This is a genomic window from Sphaerobacter sp. (assembly GCF_019683595.1).
Classification (GTDB): domain Bacteria; phylum Chloroflexota; class Chloroflexia; order Thermomicrobiales; family Thermomicrobiaceae; genus Sphaerobacter.
This window is the reverse complement of the sequence record NZ_JADGHZ010000004.1, coordinates 38,774-56,155: the sequence shown is the minus strand read 5'-3', so window position 1 is coordinate 56,155 and position 17,382 is coordinate 38,774. Positions and strand designations below refer to the sequence as shown.

The following is a 17,382-nucleotide window of genomic DNA, read 5'->3' as shown; positions in this document are numbered from 1 at the left end:
CGTGACCGTCCCGGCCGCCGACCCCTTCGGGTCCCTGGCGCTCGGCACGGCAGGAGTCACCGTCATGGCGGCTGAACCGGGACCGGACGGCAACGCCGACGCCGGCACCATCGTCGGGCAGTTGGATAACGGCCTTTACTTCACCAACCGCGAGCCGATTCAGGGCGGCACCATGAAGCGGATCGCCACCGTCAGCGAGGCGGACATCGCCGCGCTCCGTGAGGCGGCCGAGGCCGACCTTGCCGCACGCGCCGAGGCGGAGTTCCGGGCGAAGATCGACCCCGAGCTCAAGCTCGTCCCCGGCTCCTTGCAGGTGGAGGATCCGGTGTTCGAGTTCAGCCACCAGGTCGGCCAGGACGCCGAGAAGGTCTCCGTCCACGCGAGCCAGACGGTCCGCGGCAAGCTCTACAACCCGGCACAGCTCGACGCCCAGGCCCGCGATGAAGTCGGCCGTCGGCTGGCGGCCCAGGCGGGCAACGGAGTGATCCTGCTCGGCCCGACGGTGACCGTGAGCGACCCCACTCCCCTCAACGAGGAGCAGACCGCCTTCCGCGTCCACGCCGAAGCGGTGGTACGCACCGTGATCACCACGGAGCAGCAACAGGCACTCATCGAACAGGTCACGGGCAAGAGCATCGAGGAAGCCGAGCAGACCCTGGAGGCCATGCCCGGCGTGGCCCAGTATCACATCGAGCAAGGCCCCGACTGGCTGCCGCGGCGCATGCCGCAGATTCCGTCACGTATACGGGTGGAAGTCACCAGTGGCGAGCAACTCCCAACCGGGTCGTAGACTGGTCGCACTCGACGTTGGGGAGCGTCGCGTCGGCGTCGCCGTCAGTGACGAGCTTTGGTTGGTCGCCAGCCCGGTCGAGTCGGTCGACATGAAACGTGACGGCATGGACCGCCTCGTCGCGTTGATCGAGCGCTACGACCCGGAACGCATCGTCATCGGCCTCCCGATCGGCATGTCCGGCCGGGAGGGCCCCCAGGCCGCCGCAACCCGTGCCTTCGCCCAGCAACTGAGGGACCGTATCGACCTCCCCATCGTCTTCTGGGACGAACGCCTGACCACCTTCATGGCGGATCAGAGCCTCATCGAAGCCGGCCACCGCCGCGCCCGCCGTAAGCAACACGTCGACGCCGTCGCCGCCGCTCTCATCCTCCAGAGCTACCTCGACTCGCAGCGGGGGTGAAGTGAAGTCGGGGCCGCCTCGACCACCTAGTCACCGGAGCAGGCGGCCGCGCGCTGATTCACAGACTCTCGAAGTACGACCGAATCTTCCGAGCCATCAGCTTGCGGCGCTCCGACAGGAATGCGGGGTAGTCCTCCACCGTCATATCCTCCACTCCCTCAGGAATGCAGTGCATCCGGAGGTTTTCGCGGAGCACGTCAGGGTCAGTGATGTTCCCGTAGCGTCTCGGCCCGCCCTGACACTGCTCTCGCAGCTCGCGGAAGTAGACACGCGGCTCCTTGCTGCCGATGGCGATATTGATCTCGCTTTGGGTGACCGCGTAGTTGGCGATCTGGTTGTACTGCCCACGGGACATTCCGTGACTCTTCAGGAAATGGCGCGGGAAGATGTGGTGCAGGTCCGACTTGACCTCGATCAGGTCGCGGACGCTGATGTCCTGGGAGAGGAATCCCCGATCGTTCATCTTGACTTGCGCCGCCTGGAACACACGGAAGTAGGGGCTCGACGCGACCGAGGTCGTCATCAACTGCGGCAGAAGCGACTCCCAAAAGGTGTCGGACAGCTCCGCGTGGATGACGTTCTCCGCGTAGGTGGCAATACCCTGCTCTTGGATCTGGCGAATATCGTAGTCGATGGCGGTCTCAGGTGCTGCAGAGTATCGGCCGGTCAGGATAGACATGATGAACCAACGGCGCACGTACCTCTCAATATCCGCATCTGGGATCCTCGCATCGCGGAGCGTGAGGTAGAGGATATAGGCAAAATTGAGCGTATTCTGCGAACTAACCATCGAGGAGTCGACGAACCCCGCCGAGCGGATGATCATGAGGAAACGCTTAAAGTGCGTTTCGTTCATGAAGCGCAAGATCCCTTTCTTCAGTTTGGCGAACGACTCCTCGACGATGGCCTCCTCGTACTGGCGCGTCTCAAAGTTTCGCCCGGAGAGCAGCGCCACGAGCTCTTCCAGGCGGCCGCGTCGGAACTCGGAGGTAAATGCGACCCGAAGCATGTCCGTATAGGACGGATCGTACAGATCATCATTCTCCTGTCGCAGCCAACTCAGGTGCGGGAAGAACTCGCTCCGGGCGAACTCGCGGTCGGCCTGAACCGTGTCGAAGAACTCGGGCGCAACAGCCAGGTGGCAGAAGTAGTCGATCGCCTTGCGCAGCATGTTCCCGCCGTATGTTTCATTGACAGCGATCTTCGACATCGCGAAGTCGGCCTGGCTAAGCGGGACGCCTTCTGAGTTCACGCGGATAAAGATCTCGGTGACAGTTTCGATGTCGAGGTCGTGATCGAGTTCAATCAGGCCGATCTGGTTGGCCGTGATCCCGAGCAGCGCCTCGATGCTGCGGAACACCTCGTCACGGCTGGTGCCCGGATTCCGGTCACAATAGGTGTTGACGAGGTCGAACAAGCTCGTCTGCGGGTCAAACACGACGGCGATGTCAGGGATCCAGGCAGCATTCTTCTGAATAGCAGGGTTACTAACCTCAAACTGCCGGCGTCCCGGGTGGAACGCGATGCGAAGGCGTACGCGCTGGTAGTTCTTGTCGATCACCTCGCGCCCAAGCAGCGCCGCCATGAGCGCCGTCACTCGCTGCTGACCGTCGATGAGGATGCGCCTCCCAGCGGATACGGTTCCGTCCTTGAGCTTCACATCCGGATTGCGCCAGGTGATGAGGTAGCCTACGGGATAGCCCTGGAACAGCGAGTCCAGCAGGTTTCGCACCTTAACTGCGTCCCAGACAAAGGGCCGCTGGATCTCAGGGATCGCGATGTCTCCCGACTCAATCCAGGTGAACAGGGAGCGTACCGCCGCCTGGGTGACGGAGTAGCGCATGTTTGCCATTCGTCCTCTTCCTCCACCTTACCGGATGCGGGCTCCGGTGCACTCAACGTCGGGCGCCGCCGCGTGCTCATCCGGGAGCAGATGGATACCGTCACGTCGGCCCCAGATATCCCTCCGACGGATATGGACAGTGTGCTCATCGCCCGTGCCCCCGTGCTCAAGCGGCCGCACCGCGTGTTGAACTGCGGCTCAGCATCGAGTCGGTTAGAAGGCTGCACCCAGGTCCTGCTGGGTTCTGGTGCGCTACCTGCTCATTGTTGCATAGCTACTGTCACTGCAACAATGGATCAGCCGCCGGAGGCACGGGGACGTGCAGATCGGACGTGCCGCTCATGCGGACAGGAACCCGCTGGCAACCGCCGCAAGGGCTGCACCAGGACCGCCTCCATTGACGCCCCTTCTCGTGTGAGCCTATAATCGCGGAGCGCGACGGGTCGTCGGAGCGGGGAGAGGAACGCATGAAGCTGATCATTGCTGTCGTTCAAAACGAGGACGCCGATGCGGTTATCGACGCCCTCTTAGAAACCGACTTCCGTGCGACCCGACTTGCCAGTACCGGCGGCTTCCTGCGGCGTGGCAACACCACCATCATGATCGGCGTGCAGGATCATCAGGTCGATCAGGTGCTCGACGTGATCCGGCACGAGGCCAGGGCTCGCGCCCAGCAGGGTGAGGGCACCGAGGTTCAGACCTCTGCTGCCACCGTGTTCGTGCTCAACCTCGAAGACTACCATCGGCTCTGATCGGCACTCCACGCCGCCCGAGCCGGGGTGACCGCCGTCCCGCGCGCCGTCGATCGCTGGCCAGGAGGGAGCGGGAATGCATCCCCGACTCGCCCTCGCCGTCCGCCTCCTCGGCTCCTCGCTCGCCATCCCGTTAGGGTGGCTGTTCGCCACGCTGGCCGCGGCAGGCTTCACCCTGACCGCCCTCAGACCGTCGGCAGACTCGTCCATCGGCGTACCGCACTGGTACATCGCCGGAACCCTGCTGGTTGCCGGCGCCTTGGGCTCGCTCCTGCTCCACGAGCTCGGGCACGCGGCGGTGGCGCGCCGGCTGGGCCATGATCCCGGCCGCCTGGCGCTCTACCCCTTCGGCGGAGCACGGGCCGGGTTCAACGATCCGGGGACTCCCCGCCAGAACACCCTCGTGGCCCTGGCCGGGCCGCTGACCTCGCTGTCGCTGGGCCTGATGCTCGCGCTGCTCTGGTGGGTGCTCCCGGCGGAGCCCGTGCTCCTACGGCGCGATGTCGGCTACCTGGCCGTTGTCAACGTCGCGCTGGCCGGGATCAACCTCCTCCCCGGGTATCCCCTCGATGGAGGTCAGGTCTTCCGTGCCCTGGTGTGGTACCTGCACGACGACTACACCATCGGCACCCGCGCCGCCGTCGTCTACGGGCAGTTGATCGCCTTTATGGCCTTCGCCGGAGGTCTGGCGCTCCTCAGCAGCGGGCGTGACCTCGCGGTCTGGGGCTTGTGGTTGATCCTGGTCGGCTGGGCCATGAGCCGGACTGCCCGCGAGGAGATGGCGCGCACGTTCTTTGTCGTCGCGGGCGCCGAGATTTCGGCCGGGGAGATCGTGGCCGGGATCAACCCGCGCGTCGACGCAGGGCAGTCGATCGATGCCGCGCTCGATGTTCTCCTGGCACAGGAGCCGAGCGGGCCTGCGCTCGTCGAAGAAGGCGGTCAGACCGTGGGGATCCTGCCGCTCGACCGGCTCCGCCGCTTCCGGCGCGCGGAGTGGCCGCACCGGACCGTGTCCGAGGCAATGATCCCCCTGGCCGGCCTGCCGCGGCTGGAGGACGACACCAGCGTCCGCGATGTCCTCGACTGGCTGTTCGAGGTCGACGCCGGGGTGGTGCTCGTCACCCACGGCGGCGAGGTCGTGGGCGCGATCGACCGGCGCCTCGCCGTGACCCGTCTCCTCGACCGTGCCCGAGCGCGTAAGCGGCTTGTCCACCGCTGATCCGGTTCAGCCGGCGCGACCACCGATGGTATACTTTGGTCGCACTGAGCAACCTGATGCTCCACCGTTAGATGCAGACGCAACCCCGACGATTCGGAAGGAAGGCGAGACTATCGGACGGAGACTACAAACCAACCCCACCGCCGAGCGCGCGTTGCTGGTCGCCGTCGACTGGCGCAACGATGGGTGGGATCTGGAATCTTCGCTGACCGAACTGGCCCACCTGGCCGAGACCGACGGCCTCGTCGTTGTGGGTTCCTCAACCCAGCGCCTCCCCAAGCCCAACATGACACACTACGTCGGCGCCGGGAAGCTGGAGGAGATCCGCGCGCTCAAGGAGACCCTGCACTACGACGTCGTCCTCGTCAACGACGAACTGTCCCCCGGCCAGCTCCGGCACCTGGAAGATGCGCTCAACGCCAAGGTGATCGACCGCACGGCGCTCATCCTCGACATCTTTGCCCGCCGCGCACAGACGCACGAGGGGCGCTTGCAGGTCGAACTGGCCCAGCTCGAGTATCGACTGCCCCGACTGACCCGCATGTGGACGCACCTGTCGCGGCAGGCGGTCGGTGGCGTCGGTCTGCGTGGTCCCGGTGAGACGCAGTTGGAGGTGGACCGCCGGCAGGCACGCCGCCGGATCGCGCTGATCAAGGACCAGTTGCAGGAGGTCCATCGCCACCGCGAGCTCTACCGGAATCGGCGCCGGCGTCAGAACATCCCCGTCATCGCCCTCGTGGGCTACACCAATGCCGGGAAGTCCACGCTGCTCAACCGGCTGACCGACGCGGGTGTCTTGGCCGAGGATAAGCTCTTCGCCACGCTCGACCCGACCACGCGACGGGTGACGCTCCCAAGCGGGCGGACGGTGCTGATGACCGATACGGTGGGCTTCATCCATAACCTGCCCACCTTCCTGGTCGCTGCGTTCCGGGCCACGCTCGAGGAGATCCTGGAGGCGAGCGTCATCGTCCACGTGATGGACGTGACGCACCCGAAGGCGGCAGAGCAGGCGGAAACCGTCCGGACGGTGCTGGAGGACCTGGGCGCGGACTGCCGACCGATAGTGACCGCGCTCAACAAGATCGACCGGCTGGGTGACGGCCTCACCCCCGATCGGATCGCGGCGGACCTCAACCTCCCGCCGACCTACGTGCCGATCTCAGCGGCGACGGGGGCTGGGGTGGACCTGCTGCTCCAGCGGGTCGAGGACATCCTCACCCAGCAGCAGCGGCTGGTGCCGGTCCGCGTGGTCGTGCCCTACAGCGAGGCCGGGCTGGTGGACCTCTTCCACCGGGCCGGGAAGGTCGACAGCGAGCGCTTCGGCGAGCACGGCACATTGCTCGCCGGGCACCTACCCGTCGACCTGCTGCCACGGTTCGAGCCATACCGGGAGACGGCCGGGACGCGCTGACTCCTGCTGTGCCATACTCACCGCTGGCCGAGGAGGTACCGGGGCGGCGCGGAAATGACCCGCGTCGCCTCGATACCGGTGGGCGTCGCTAGTACTTAGGTTCGAATCATTCCTTCAGGACAAGTCGGTACCTAGAGGAAGCCCTACCCCGTCGCTATAATCGAGGCGCAAGTTACGAGGTCGTCAGCGACAAGGAGCCGAAATGACGGGGTCGCTTGGGCAAGCACTGCAAGCTCTACGAGATGCCAGCGGGCTGCTGATGGTGTCAGTTGTCGGCGCGGACGGCCTCGTGGTCGAGGCCGCTGCCGATCCCGGGGTCGATGTGGAGTCGCTCTCGGCGATGGCCGTGAGCGGCCTGCTGATGATGGACGCCCTGGGGCAGGAACTGGAGGAAGGGTCGGCGCGGCAGGCAATCCTGGAGTACGGCGAGAGCGTCGTCATCCTCACGCCGCTCGATGACGACCTGCTCCTGGTGACCGTGGCCCGCGGCGACTTCAACCTCGGCCGAATGCGCCTCATCATCCGGCGCTTCGTCGATCAGATTTCCAGCGCCGTCGCCGCGATCTGAGCGGGGGCGGGCGCACCACGGGAGCCTCGGTGAGCACGGAAAAGCCAGCCCACGGTGGCAAGGCCAGCTATCGGGACGCGGGTGTCGATATCGACGCCGCCGACGCCGCGAAGGGGCAGATCGCCAGACTGGTCTCCGCCACGCACGGACCGCAGGTGTTGCGAGGCGTCGGTCACTTCGGCGCCTTCTTTCAGGCGCCAGGGCCGGACAACCCGTTCGTCCTGGTGTCGAGCGCCGACAGCGTCGGCACCAAGATCCTCGTCGCCGAGATCGCCGGCCAGCACGAGTCGATCGGCGTCGACCTGGTCAACCACTGCGTCAACGACATCCTGGCCTGCGGCGCCCGGCCGCTCTTCTTCCTCGACTACATCGCCGCAGAGCGGTTCCCCGAGGGCCTGATCGAGGCGCTGGTGCGCGGGATGACCGAGGCTTGCCGGGACGCCGGTTGTGCCCTGATTGGCGGTGAGACGGCCCAGCTCCCGGGCATCTACCAGCCCGGAACCTACGACCTGGCCGGCTTTATCGTGGGAACCGTGCACCGCGACCGCATCGTCGACGGGGCCACGATCCGTGCCGGCGACCTGCTCGTCGGCCTGCCCAGTTCCGGCCTGCACACCAACGGGTACAGCCTGGCACGAGCGGCGTTCGCGCTCGATCCCAAAGACCCGGCCGCCCGCGAGCGACTGGCAAGCACGCCCGCGTGGGCCGACCGGCCGCTTGGGGCGCTCCTGCTGGAGCCGCACCGATCGTACCTGCCGGTCGTCGAGCCGCTGCTCGAAACGGGGGTGCTCCGCGGCATGGCCCACATCACCGGCGGAGGGCTCGCGGGGAACATCGGGCGGGTGATCCCGGAGGGGCTGGAGGCCGTGATCGACGTCCGCACCTGGGAGCCGCCGGCACTGTTCCGCGGCCTGCAACAGGCGGGCGGCATCGACTCCGCCGAGATGTACCGTGTGTTCAACATGGGCGTGGGATTCGTGTTAATCGCTGCGCCCGCGGACGCACAGCAGCTCGCCGCCCAGCTCGAAGGCGCACACATCATCGGGGAGGTCCGGGCGGCCCCACAGGGGCAACCGGCCAGAGCGCGCTACGTGGGACTGGCCGATGCCGGCGGCGCTTGACGCGCCCCGGCACCCGACGCGAGCGGGAGGCCTTGATGATTCCGTTTGACCGGGCACTGAGCAACCTGGTCGTTACCGAAGAGGACACGGCGCAGATCACAGCGTGCCTGCAGCGGCTCATCGCGGACTCCGGAGCCAGCTACAGCATGGTGCTGGACCGCGCCGGGCAGATCCTCGCCTGGGAGAGCGACAGCATCAGGCCGGAGATGCAGCATCTGGGCGCGCTGCTTGCCGCGACCTACGCGTCCACCCGGGAGATGGCCCGGCTGCTCAATGAAGACGGCTTCCGGACCCTGCTCCAGGAGGGGCTCCGGGAGAAGATCTTCACCGAGACGGTTCAGGACGACTGGCTGCTCGTCGTCATCTTCGATCACCAGGCCCACCTCGGGCTGGTCAAGGTGCTCGCCAAGCGGGCCACGACCGTGCTCTCCGGCATCCTGGATCTCGTGCGGGAGCGCAGCATGCAGGCCCAACAGACACCGCGCCTCGCGCAAGTGCGCAAGGCGACCACCGATACCATCGACCTGCTGTTCAAGGATGACTCGAGCGGGACGAAAGACCCTTCGAGCAAGTAACGGCGAGGAAGCGGACACCGAGATGGCGCTGATCAACGTCGCGGCCCGCGAAATCCACGGCAAGATCGTCTACTACGGCCCGGGCCTCTCGGGCAAGACGACTAACCTGCAGTACATCCACTCGCGGATCCCCAGCCACACCAAGGGGGAACTCCTCTCCATCGAGACGGAGACGGAGCGGACCCTGTTCTTCGACTTCCTCCCGCTCGATCTGGGCAAGGTGCACGGATTCACCATCCGCTTCCACCTCTATACCGTGCCGGGGCAGGTGCTCTACGAGCGCACCCGCGTGGCGGTGCTCAACGGGACCGACGGCGTCGTCTTCGTCGCCGACGCCCAGCGAGACCGCCTGGCCGACAACCTGCAAAGCCTGCGGGAGCTGGCTCAGAACATCACCGCGCAGGGCAAACGCTTCCTCGATTTCCCGCTGGTGATGCAATACAACAAGACCGACCTGCCCGATGCCCTCCCCACGCCCGTACTCGACCGCTACCTGAACACGATCAAGGCTCCCCGCTTCGAGGCGGTCGCTGTAACCGGCAAGGGCGTCTTCGAGACCCTGCGCGCCATTTCCAAGCTTGTCGTCAACAAGCTCTAGCGACCGCACACCGAGCCACCGCCCGGGACTTGCCGACTGGTGCAGCACCAGCGCGGCCCGGTTATACTGACCTGTAACCACACGGTTCACCGAGGGGCGTGCGACGCCATCGCCGAGTCGACAGCACGGAGGAGCGGCGCGCATGGAGGTATACGTCCGGCTGGGGCCCGGTCTCTCCCAACTCGCCGGGGTTCCACGGCTCACCGTCACGCTGGAACCGGGTGCCACCGTGCATGATCTGCTGAGCCACCTCCGCGAGCGCTACCCTGCGCTGGAGGCAGCGCTCGGCTCGTCCCTGCCGGTCGTCCGGGGCACCTCCGTCGCCGGCGACCATCCGCTGGCGCCCGACGATGAGATAGCATTCCTCAAGCCGGTGTCGGGTGGCTCGGCAGGTCGCTGAGCCGAGACGCATTCCGCAAGGGAGGGCGCGTCATGGCCATCAAGGTCCAGGCAGGACACGAGACCGTCTTCGTCGATACCTTCACCAACGGCATCCTCAGCCCGACCGGACCGATGCTCGGCCCGGTTCGGGACGGTGGCCACATCGTCGCCAACACCGCACCCGGCTGCTGGGGGCCGATGATCACCCCGGCCATCCGCGGCGGCCACGAGGTAACCCAGCCCGTCGCCGTCGAGGGCGCCGAGGTCGGCGACGCGATCGCGATCCGGATTAAGGACATCGTGGTCACGTCGATCGCGACGGCCTCCGGCAACGATCAGGTCATGACTGGGCGCTTCCTCGGCGACCCGTACGTCGCCGGGCGCTGCCCCGAGTGCGGCACGCTCTACCCCGAGACCCGCATCGAGGGCATTGGCCCCACGGCCGTCCGGTGCGCCAACTGCGGCGCCGACGCCACCCCCTTCACCTTCACCAACGGCTACACCATCGCCTTCGACGAGAATCATCAAGTCGGGGTCACCCTGCACCAGCAGGCGGCCGAGTCAATCGCGCGCGACGCCAAGCGCTACGCCGCGCTGCCGGAGAAGTCGATCCAGAACCCGATCCTCACCTTCGCGCCGCACGACCTCGTTGGGGTGGTGGCCCGCATGCGCCCCTTCATGGGCCAGCTCGGCACCACGCCGGCGATCGACATGCCCGACTCCCACAACGCGGGCGACTTCGGCTCCTTCCTCGTCGGTGCACCCCATGAGTACGGCATCACTGTCGACCAGCTCGCGCACCGCACCGACGGCCACCTCGACGTGGACGCCGTGCGCGCCGGAGCGATCCTGATCTGCCCCGTCAAGGTACCGGGCGGTGGCGTCTACATGGGTGACATGCACGCACTCCAGGGCGACGGCGAGATCGCCGGGCACACCTGCGACGTGTCGGGCGTCGTGACGCTCCAGGTGCACGTCATCAAGGGCCTGAACATCGACGGGCCGATCCTGCTGCCGGTCGCCGAAGACCTGCCCTTCCTGGCCAAGCCGCTGACCGCCGAGGAGCGCGCTCGCGCCGAGGCGGTCGCCCGCGCGTGGGGCATCCCGGCAATTGAGGAGTCGGCACCGATCTCGGTCATCGGCACCGGGCCGGACCTGAACAGCGCGACCGACAACGGCCTGCAGCGCGCGGCCGACCTCCTTGAGATGACGGTTCCCGAGGTCAAGAACCGCGCGACCATCACCGGGGCGATCGAGATCGGCCGGCACCCGGGTGTGGTGCAGGTCACCTTCCGCGCGCCGCTCGACCGGCTGGAGAAGCGCGGCCTGCTCCCCTTCGTCCGGGATCAGTACGGGATCGGCTAGGCGCAGGCAACCGCGATGACGAGCCCGCTCCTCCCCGACAGCCCAGGGGCGGAGCGGGCTCTAGTCTGCTCTGCCCTGGTCGCGCGGGACGATTCCTGGCATGATCGTGCCAGCGAGTGCCGACCCGTGTCGGACGAGGGGAGACAGCGCCGCGCATGAGCGCGTTTGAAGAACATCAGCAGTCACCTGAACACGATCCCGCCTTGCGGCGGGCTGAAGCGGCCGCCACGCTGGAGACGCCCGACCCGGAGCACAGCCGGCACGTCGCCGTGCTGGCCCTGAGCCTGTTCGACCAACTCCGTGAGCCGCTCAACCTGCCCGCCGAGGGGAGAGATCTCCTCGCCGCCGCCGCGCTGTGGCACGACGTCGGCCAGCGGATCCGGCTTGCGGACCACCACCGCCTCAGCTACGAGGTGATCCGCGACAGCGTGGCGCGCGAGTTCACCCCCGAAGAGCGACTGGCGATCGCCAACATCGCCCGCTACCATCGGGGCGCCTCCCCGTCGCTGGAGCACACCGGCTACCGGAGCCTGCCGCGCAGCCTGCGACCCATGGTGACCCAGATGGCGGCGCTCCTGCGCATCGCCGAGGCGCTCGACGCCTCGCATCTCCAGGTGGTCCAGGCAATCCGGTGCGTGGTCAGTCGGACCATGGTCACGGTCTACGTCCGCGCCCGCGAATACCCGATGATGGAGGTGGAGCGAGCGCACGCCCGCAGTGGCCTGTTCCGCGATGTGTTCCAACGCGACATCGTGTTCATGCCCGAGATCCGGACCGGCGAGCCGGATGTGCGGCCGACCGCCTGACCGGCGACGGAAGGAGTTTGCCCACCAATGCGCGCCCTGTTGAGCGTGTGGGACAAGACGGGGATCGTTGACATCGCGCGCCGCCTGCACGAGATCGGCTTCGAGCTGATCTCAACCGGCGGCACCCTGCGGGCCATCGCCGACGCCGGCATCCCGGTCCGCGCGGTGAGCGACGTGACGGGGAGCCCGGAAATGCTCGGCGGCCGGGTCAAGACCCTCCACCCGGCCATCCACGGCGGGCTCCTGGCGCGACGCGACCGCCCAGACCAGATGGCCGAGCTGGCCAGCTACGGCATCGGCACGATCGACTTAGTGGTCGCAAACCTCTATCCGTTCGGCGAGGTGGTATCCCGGCCCGGGGTGACGCTCGACGACGCGCTGGAGCACATCGACATCGGCGGGCCGACGATGATCCGCGCCGCGGCCAAGAACTTCCCGGCAGTGCTCGTGCTGGTCGACCCAAGCGACTACGAGCCGGTGCTGGACGCGCTCGCCGCGGGCGGGCTCGACGGCGTGCCGCTCGACATGCGCCGGAACCTGGCCGCCAAGGCGTTCGCACACGTGGCCGCCTACGACAGTGTGATCGCCGCCTACCTCCGCCCAGCCGGCGGCTTCCCCGACCATCTACCGCTGGCCGGGGAACGAATGGCTACCCTACGCTACGGCGAAAACCCGCACCAGGAAGCGGCGATCTACCGCCTGTTGAACCCGCGCGGAACGCGCGGAGTCGCCGCCTGGCGGGTCCTAAGCGGCAAGGAGATGTCGTACAACAATTACCTCGATGCGGTCGCCGCCTGGACCGCTGCCGCGGACTTCCCCGGACCGGCCGTCAGCATCATCAAGCACAACCTTCCCTGCGGCCTTGCCACCCACGAGGACCTCTCCCAGGCCTTCCTAACGGCCCACGCCAGCGACCCGGTCTCCGCCTTCGGCGGCGTCGTGGCCCTCAACCGCCCGGTCGATGCGCACACCGCCAGCCTCATCACGGACCATTTCTTCGAGGTCGTCCTCGCGCCCGCCTTCAGCCCAGACGCGCTGGAGGAGCTTCGCCGCAAGAAGAACCTGCGCGTCGTCGAAGTGCCCGACACCGGGATGGAGGATCCGCTGGAGGTGCGGGTGCTCGACGGTGCGATGCTGGTGCAGACGCTCGACCGGGCCGAGCCCGACCCGGCATCGTGGAAGACCGTCACCCGGCGCGCCCCGACCGAGAGCGAGCTGAAGAGCCTCGCCTTTGCCTGGCGCGCGGTGCGGCACGTCAAGTCCAACGCCATCGTGCTGGCCATCGGCACCGCGACCGTCGGGATTGGCGGCGGGCAGCCGAACCGCGTGGATGCGGTGCGCATCGCGGTGGAGCGCGCGGGAGCCAGAGCGCGCGGCAGCGTCCTTGCCAGCGACGCCTTCTTCCCCTTCCCGGACGGCGTGGAGGCCGCCGCCGAAGCCGGGGTGACCGCGATCGCCCAGCCGGGTGGCTCGGTGCGCGACGCGGAGGTCATCGCCGCTGCCGATCGTGCCGGCATCGCCATGGTCTTTACCGGCATCCGCCACTTCCGCCACTGACGCGCCGTACTACCTGAACCGGTACCAGCCATGCACGTTACTCCCCGCCCCCCAGTGGGGGCGGGGAGTAGCCTCGTCGGCAGGTGCCCGGGAAAAGGACCGCAGCGTTGGTATGGCGCCGGAGGGTGACGCGTGTCCGGAGATGGGTGGTGCGAAGGATCCCGCCACTCGGCGCGTGCCCGGGGCTTGAGCCCCGGGCTGACAAGGAAAGCCGGCTGAAGCCGGCTGGGGCGACGCAGGGCTGGCGCCTTGGCAGGATGGATCCCGCCACCCGGCCTGGACCCGGCGGCTTGAGCCCCGGGCACGTGCAGAGCACGTACGCTTACATACCTGGTCACACCCTATTGGCCCTGGGCACGCCCCGAGCGGCTGGTCCTCCTCACCACTCGGTCGGACGACCGTCCTCAGCCGGCTTCAGCCGGCTTCCGTTGTGAGCCCGGCGGCTTTAGCCCCGGGCACAGATCGCGGCGTGAGAACCTTCTCGCTACCTATCGCGGATCCGTTCGACATTCGCCCGAATCGGCTGAGGAAGGCACGAAACGAGGCGGAGAGCATGCCGGAAAAATTCGGCAATGTCCACTAATCCCAGACCCGGTCCCTACCCGTCCGGATCGATCGCCTCCAGGAGGGGGAGTACACGGTCGTAATCGTTCTTCAGAAGGCGCGCGATCTCGCGTGCAGCCATTTCGAGCCACGGGCGGTCGTCACCGCGCGCCTCGTACACCTGCCGTAGGTGCGCCGCCACAAGGTGGTCGGTCGGTACGGCCGCGTCGGCCGCTACCAGCAGCGACAGGTAGCGCGGATCGCCGGTCAGGTCTCGCAGGTCGTCGCCCTCGACCGCTTCAACCGAGTAGTGGAGCGGCGGGGGGAGCGGCGGGAGCATCCGCCGGATCGCGCCGCCGCGGCGATAGGCAACGGGCAGCGCCTCAAACGTCGTGCGCAGGATCTGCGTCAACTCGGGGTGGCGGCGGTAGACCTCGTCGTCGCGGATCTGGTCCGAGCCGCGACGAATGGCCCGCCGGGTCTCGTCGATGCCGGCCGTCTGCCCGAACGACACGACCGCGTAGATCGTGTCGCCCACGCCATTGGCCACGCGCACAACCGACCCGAGCGGCGGCAAGTCGTGCAGCCGGTCGCTCTCCACCCACAGCCGCACCGTGCTGGTCTCGATCACCTCCCCGAGCCGCTGCGGTGCCGATCCGTTAGACGAACCGACCACGCTTACTCCCGTCCTTCCCGGTGCTCAGCGCGACGATCCCATGCTCCGCCAGTGCCTGCTCGATCAGCACCTCCACCGCCCGGCGCTCCTCGGCGCGGATGACGGCCAGCTCGTGAGCCTCCTGCAACGCCGGAGGGTATCCCCGGCCACGCTGGCACTGATCGACGAGGATCGCGTGCGTCCGGTCGAGCAAGTCGACATCCTCGGCCACCCAGCGCGGGATCTCGACGCGCGCGATCTCGGTGCCGGTGTGCAGGTAGAAGAAGTGGATGTGGAAGTCCGGCCCGTACTGCTCCAGGATCTTGGAGGTGCTGGCGAAGACCTGCGTCCGCTCACCCGGCGCCAGCCCCGCCGCCTGCTCGAACAGGAAACGGTCGGTCACGTCGGGCAACCGGTCGCAGGCCGGCACCCGGCCGTGCGGGATCTGCGACCGGCAGTGGTCGCAGTTGACCGGCAGCCCCCGCTCCGGGTAGTCACAGATCGACACACGCAGCGTGTTCACCACATCGGTCGAGCCGGGGGCGCTGATGTAGGCAGCGACCGGCACCCCGGCATCGCGCAGGCGCGCCAGCGTCTCCAGGAAGGGATCCAGCACCCACTCCACCACGAAGTCGGGCTGGCTCTCCAGCGCCCAGAGGATGAGCGTCCCGTCCTGGAGCGCGAGCGCCGGGCATGGCAGGTCCGTCGCCTGCTCGGCCACCGCCCGCAGCTCTTCGGTGGCCCGCTTCAGCCCCAACACCGTCCCGTTCACCGGGATGCGCCGCACGGTGTGCGGCACGTACAGTTCCTCCTCCTGGTAGTAGAGGTGCGGCTCGGTGGCGAACTCGGCGCGCGGTTCGTCGCCGTAGCGGAGGAGCACCTTGCCGATGTTGATCAGATAGAAGCGGGCTGGGCTGTGCCGGTCGGGGAGGATGAATGACCCGTCGCTCGCCACCACGGCGAAATCGCCGTCGATTGTGGGCGCTGGGATGTGCGCGCGAAAGTCCCCGTCGGTCCGGGCCAGCAGCCAGGACGTCTTCGCCTCGGCGAGCCGCCCGCGGAGGTCGGCGGTGTCGACCGCGGCGTAGGCCTCGCGCAGCTCCGTCAGGCCCTCCAACCCGTCGCCACGCTGGGTGGCGACCATGCGGTTGAGTTGATCCGCGATGCGACTGAGGTCCAGTGTCATCGCCGTCCCCCGATTGGACCCTCGCGGCGCTGTGCTGTGGCGTGCCTGCGCCCCTACCCCTCGCGGGCACGCAACCAGTCGAGGACGTCCGCGCGGCGAATGCTCACGATGTCGGTGCCGACCATGCGAGCCTTGAGCTCACCGCCATAGATCGCGCTCTCCAGCACGTAGGGCCGCAGCTCCAGCAGCGCGGCGAGCTCCTCAAGGGTGTATTCATCCTGCCGCAGCAGGCGCTCGGCCGAGGTGATGTCCGGCTTCTCCATGGCTGCCCCCGTCTCCGGCCGTGTTCGCACGCCTAGAGCGGCGCCGGGTGCTGCGCCGTCGAGACCCGCTCGATCCACTGGTCCGGATTGCGGATCTCGTCCATCGTCGGCAGCATCCACGGCCCCTCCCAGAGCCGCCGCGCGAAGTCGTGCCCGCGCTCCCGAACGACGTGGTTGACGAACGCTTCACCTTGCCGGTACTGCTCCATCTTTATGTCCAGACCGGTCAGGCGGGCGAACAGGTGCTCGGCGGGCGTCCGCTGGTGCTGGCGCCGCTCGAAGCGCCGCGCGATCACCTCGTAGCTCGGGATCAGATCCTTGCCCACGGCGTTCATGACGTGGTTGCTGTAGCCCTCGACGACCGACATGGTCGCCTGCATCTGGTTGAAGAGCGCGCGCTGCTCGGGCGTCATGACCAGCTCGATCCAGCTCCCGTTGGTGCCTTCGCGGCTGCGTGCCCGATCCCAGAAGGCGCGCAGGCCGTCAATGCCGCGCTTGAGATGCTCGATGTCCTGGCCCAGGAATTCGAAGTAGCGCTCGATCATGCCGTTCATGTGCTGCCGCAGCCAGGGGTGTGACTCGAATTCGAAGGCATGCGTGACCTCGTGCAGCGTCAGCCAGAGCCGGAAGTCTTCATCGGGAAGACGCAGCGCGCGCTCGACCGAGGTGATGTTCGGTTGCACGAAGTACAGCTTGCCGCCGGTCAGCGGCTCCCGCCCGAGGAGCGCCAGGTCGTACTGTCCCAGGACGCGCCGCGCGAGGTAGCCGAGGAGGAACCCGATCTCCGCGCTCAACACTGTCTGGTTCAGGCCGCCCCAGAGCAGGCTGATCGTGCGCGGGCCGCGCTGCTCGCCCAACGGGTTGAGCGCCTCCAGCGGCTTGAACATGTCGCGGAAGCCGTCGATGTTGGCGTCGATCCAGTCGATCCGGTCGAAGGCGTACACCCGGTCCAGGGTGCCGGGCAACTCATCGCCGGTGTAGGCCGCGACCAGGGGCACCGCACGCTCGACGAGCTCACGGTAGTAGCCATTGAGCCCTTCGCGGTCCACCCCCTCCAGGCTCGACTCGCGGTTCAAGCTGACGGCGACGCTCCGCACCTGGCTCCAGTTGATGAGCGGCGGTGGCTCGCCTGGCGCGGTGATCTCGCGCGTCGCCTGCCGGGCCTGCTGCTCGCGCATGCGATTGCCCGCCCACACGCCGACCGCGGCTCCGATCAGGAGGCCGATCGAGATGAGTCGCTTATCTGGGGATGTCGATCTTGCCAATGGGGTGCGCCTTCCCAGTGCAGCCTGTGGCACGTCAGTCGTGCGGGCTCGGACGCATAGGAGACATGCATGAATCGT

The 17,382-nt window shown here is 67.5% G+C and carries 17 protein-coding genes and 1 pseudogene; 13 read left to right on the top strand and 5 right to left on the bottom strand.

What is annotated here, in order from left to right:
- Both IRZ30_RS01095 and ruvX read left to right on the top strand, forming a co-directional pair.
- Window positions 1–790, top strand: a pseudogene (locus IRZ30_RS01095) (hypothetical protein); the annotation flags it as partial.
- Window positions 762–1,193, top strand: a complete 432-nt coding sequence (ruvX, locus tag IRZ30_RS01090) for a Holliday junction resolvase RuvX (RefSeq protein WP_294082015.1) — start codon at window positions 762–764, stop codon at window positions 1,191–1,193. The pseudogene IRZ30_RS01095 and the gene ruvX, both read left to right, overlap by 29 nt.
- 58 nt (window positions 1,194–1,251) lie before the next feature.
- On the opposite strand, the gene IRZ30_RS01085 is transcribed toward ruvX, so the two are convergent.
- Entirely contained in the window at window positions 1,252–3,045 is a 1,794-nt protein-coding gene (locus IRZ30_RS01085; protein WP_294082014.1) for a DUF262 domain-containing protein, read from the bottom strand.
- Window positions 3,046–3,503: 458 nt separating this feature from the next.
- On the opposite strand from IRZ30_RS01085, the gene IRZ30_RS01080 reads away from it, so the two are divergent.
- From IRZ30_RS01080 to purH, 11 genes are all read left to right on the top strand, one after another.
- Window positions 3,504–3,788, top strand: coding sequence for a cyclic-di-AMP receptor (locus IRZ30_RS01080; RefSeq protein ID WP_012872044.1), 285 nt, complete (start codon window positions 3,504–3,506; stop codon window positions 3,786–3,788).
- Window positions 3,789–3,864: 76 nt separating this feature from the next.
- Complete coding sequence (locus IRZ30_RS01075) at window positions 3,865–5,007, top strand: site-2 protease family protein (protein WP_294082007.1); 1,143 nt, start codon at window positions 3,865–3,867, stop codon at window positions 5,005–5,007.
- A gap of 154 nt (window positions 5,008–5,161) precedes the next feature.
- Window positions 5,162–6,421, top strand: a complete 1,260-nt coding sequence (gene hflX, locus IRZ30_RS01070) for a GTPase HflX (protein WP_294082005.1) — start codon at window positions 5,162–5,164, stop codon at window positions 6,419–6,421.
- A 202-nt stretch (window positions 6,422–6,623) separates the two neighbouring features.
- Complete coding sequence (locus tag IRZ30_RS01065; RefSeq protein ID WP_294082002.1) at window positions 6,624–6,989, top strand: roadblock/LC7 domain-containing protein; 366 nt, start codon at window positions 6,624–6,626, stop codon at window positions 6,987–6,989.
- A gap of 29 nt (window positions 6,990–7,018) precedes the next feature.
- Window positions 7,019–8,110: a phosphoribosylformylglycinamidine cyclo-ligase gene (gene purM / locus IRZ30_RS01060; RefSeq protein WP_294082000.1), complete on the top strand. Its 1,092-nt coding sequence runs from the start codon at window positions 7,019–7,021 to the stop codon at window positions 8,108–8,110.
- A 35-nt stretch (window positions 8,111–8,145) separates the two neighbouring features.
- Window positions 8,146–8,685, top strand: coding sequence for a roadblock/LC7 domain-containing protein (locus IRZ30_RS01055; protein ID WP_294081997.1), 540 nt, complete (start codon window positions 8,146–8,148; stop codon window positions 8,683–8,685).
- 22 nt (window positions 8,686–8,707) lie between these two features.
- The gene (locus IRZ30_RS01050) at window positions 8,708–9,283 is read left to right on the top strand and encodes an ADP-ribosylation factor-like protein (protein ID WP_294081995.1); all 576 of its coding nucleotides are present in this window, start codon (window positions 8,708–8,710) and stop codon (window positions 9,281–9,283) included.
- A 142-nt stretch (window positions 9,284–9,425) separates the two neighbouring features.
- Window positions 9,426–9,683, top strand: a complete 258-nt coding sequence (locus IRZ30_RS01045; protein ID WP_294081993.1) for a MoaD/ThiS family protein — start codon at window positions 9,426–9,428, stop codon at window positions 9,681–9,683.
- A gap of 32 nt (window positions 9,684–9,715) precedes the next feature.
- Window positions 9,716–11,029: an acetamidase/formamidase family protein gene (locus IRZ30_RS01040; protein WP_294081991.1), complete on the top strand. Its 1,314-nt coding sequence runs from the start codon at window positions 9,716–9,718 to the stop codon at window positions 11,027–11,029.
- Window positions 11,030–11,184: 155 nt separating this feature from the next.
- Window positions 11,185–11,835 carry an HD domain-containing protein gene (locus tag IRZ30_RS01035; RefSeq protein WP_294081989.1) on the top strand — a complete coding sequence of 217 codons (651 nt, stop codon included), beginning with the start codon at window positions 11,185–11,187 and terminating at the stop codon, window positions 11,833–11,835.
- A 27-nt stretch (window positions 11,836–11,862) separates the two neighbouring features.
- The gene (purH, locus tag IRZ30_RS01030) at window positions 11,863–13,392 is read left to right on the top strand and encodes a bifunctional phosphoribosylaminoimidazolecarboxamide formyltransferase/IMP cyclohydrolase (RefSeq protein ID WP_294081988.1); all 1,530 of its coding nucleotides are present in this window, start codon (window positions 11,863–11,865) and stop codon (window positions 13,390–13,392) included.
- Between the two features lie 598 nt (window positions 13,393–13,990).
- On the opposite strand, the gene IRZ30_RS01025 is transcribed toward purH, so the two are convergent.
- The 4 genes from IRZ30_RS01025 to IRZ30_RS01010 are packed head-to-tail and all read right to left on the bottom strand — an operon-like array spanning window position 13,991 to window position 17,304.
- Window positions 13,991–14,611: a hypothetical protein gene (locus IRZ30_RS01025; protein WP_294081987.1), complete on the bottom strand. Its 621-nt coding sequence runs from the start codon at window positions 14,609–14,611 to the stop codon at window positions 13,991–13,993.
- Window positions 14,595–15,776: a DNA double-strand break repair nuclease NurA gene (locus IRZ30_RS01020; protein ID WP_294081986.1), complete on the bottom strand. Its 1,182-nt coding sequence runs from the start codon at window positions 15,774–15,776 to the stop codon at window positions 14,595–14,597. The genes IRZ30_RS01025 and IRZ30_RS01020 overlap by 17 nt, the downstream gene beginning before the upstream one ends.
- 53 nt (window positions 15,777–15,829) lie before the next feature.
- Window positions 15,830–16,039: a DNA-binding protein gene (locus tag IRZ30_RS01015; RefSeq protein WP_294081985.1), complete on the bottom strand. Its 210-nt coding sequence runs from the start codon at window positions 16,037–16,039 to the stop codon at window positions 15,830–15,832.
- Window positions 16,040–16,071: 32 nt separating this feature from the next.
- Window positions 16,072–17,304, bottom strand: a complete 1,233-nt coding sequence (locus IRZ30_RS01010; protein WP_294081983.1) for a zinc-dependent metalloprotease — start codon at window positions 17,302–17,304, stop codon at window positions 16,072–16,074.
- Window positions 17,305–17,382: the final 78 nt, after the last annotated feature.

Coding starts and splice junctions, on each gene's coding strand:
- IRZ30_RS01085 (WP_294082014.1), bottom strand. CDS start 3,045: ATGGCAAACATGCGCTACTCCGTCACCCAGGCGGCGGTACGCTCCCTG.
- IRZ30_RS01080 (WP_012872044.1), top strand. CDS start 3,504: ATGAAGCTGATCATTGCTGTCGTTCAAAACGAGGACGCCGATGCGGTT.
- IRZ30_RS01075 (WP_294082007.1), top strand. CDS start 3,865: ATGCATCCCCGACTCGCCCTCGCCGTCCGCCTCCTCGGCTCCTCGCTC.
- IRZ30_RS01065 (WP_294082002.1), top strand. CDS start 6,624: ATGACGGGGTCGCTTGGGCAAGCACTGCAAGCTCTACGAGATGCCAGC.
- IRZ30_RS01055 (WP_294081997.1), top strand. CDS start 8,146: ATGATTCCGTTTGACCGGGCACTGAGCAACCTGGTCGTTACCGAAGAG.
- IRZ30_RS01050 (WP_294081995.1), top strand. CDS start 8,708: ATGGCGCTGATCAACGTCGCGGCCCGCGAAATCCACGGCAAGATCGTC.
- IRZ30_RS01045 (WP_294081993.1), top strand. CDS start 9,426: ATGGAGGTATACGTCCGGCTGGGGCCCGGTCTCTCCCAACTCGCCGGG.
- IRZ30_RS01040 (WP_294081991.1), top strand. CDS start 9,716: ATGGCCATCAAGGTCCAGGCAGGACACGAGACCGTCTTCGTCGATACC.
- IRZ30_RS01035 (WP_294081989.1), top strand. CDS start 11,185: ATGAGCGCGTTTGAAGAACATCAGCAGTCACCTGAACACGATCCCGCC.
- purH (WP_294081988.1), top strand. CDS start 11,863: ATGCGCGCCCTGTTGAGCGTGTGGGACAAGACGGGGATCGTTGACATC.
- IRZ30_RS01020 (WP_294081986.1), bottom strand. CDS start 15,776: ATGACACTGGACCTCAGTCGCATCGCGGATCAACTCAACCGCATGGTC.
- IRZ30_RS01015 (WP_294081985.1), bottom strand. CDS start 16,039: ATGGAGAAGCCGGACATCACCTCGGCCGAGCGCCTGCTGCGGCAGGAT.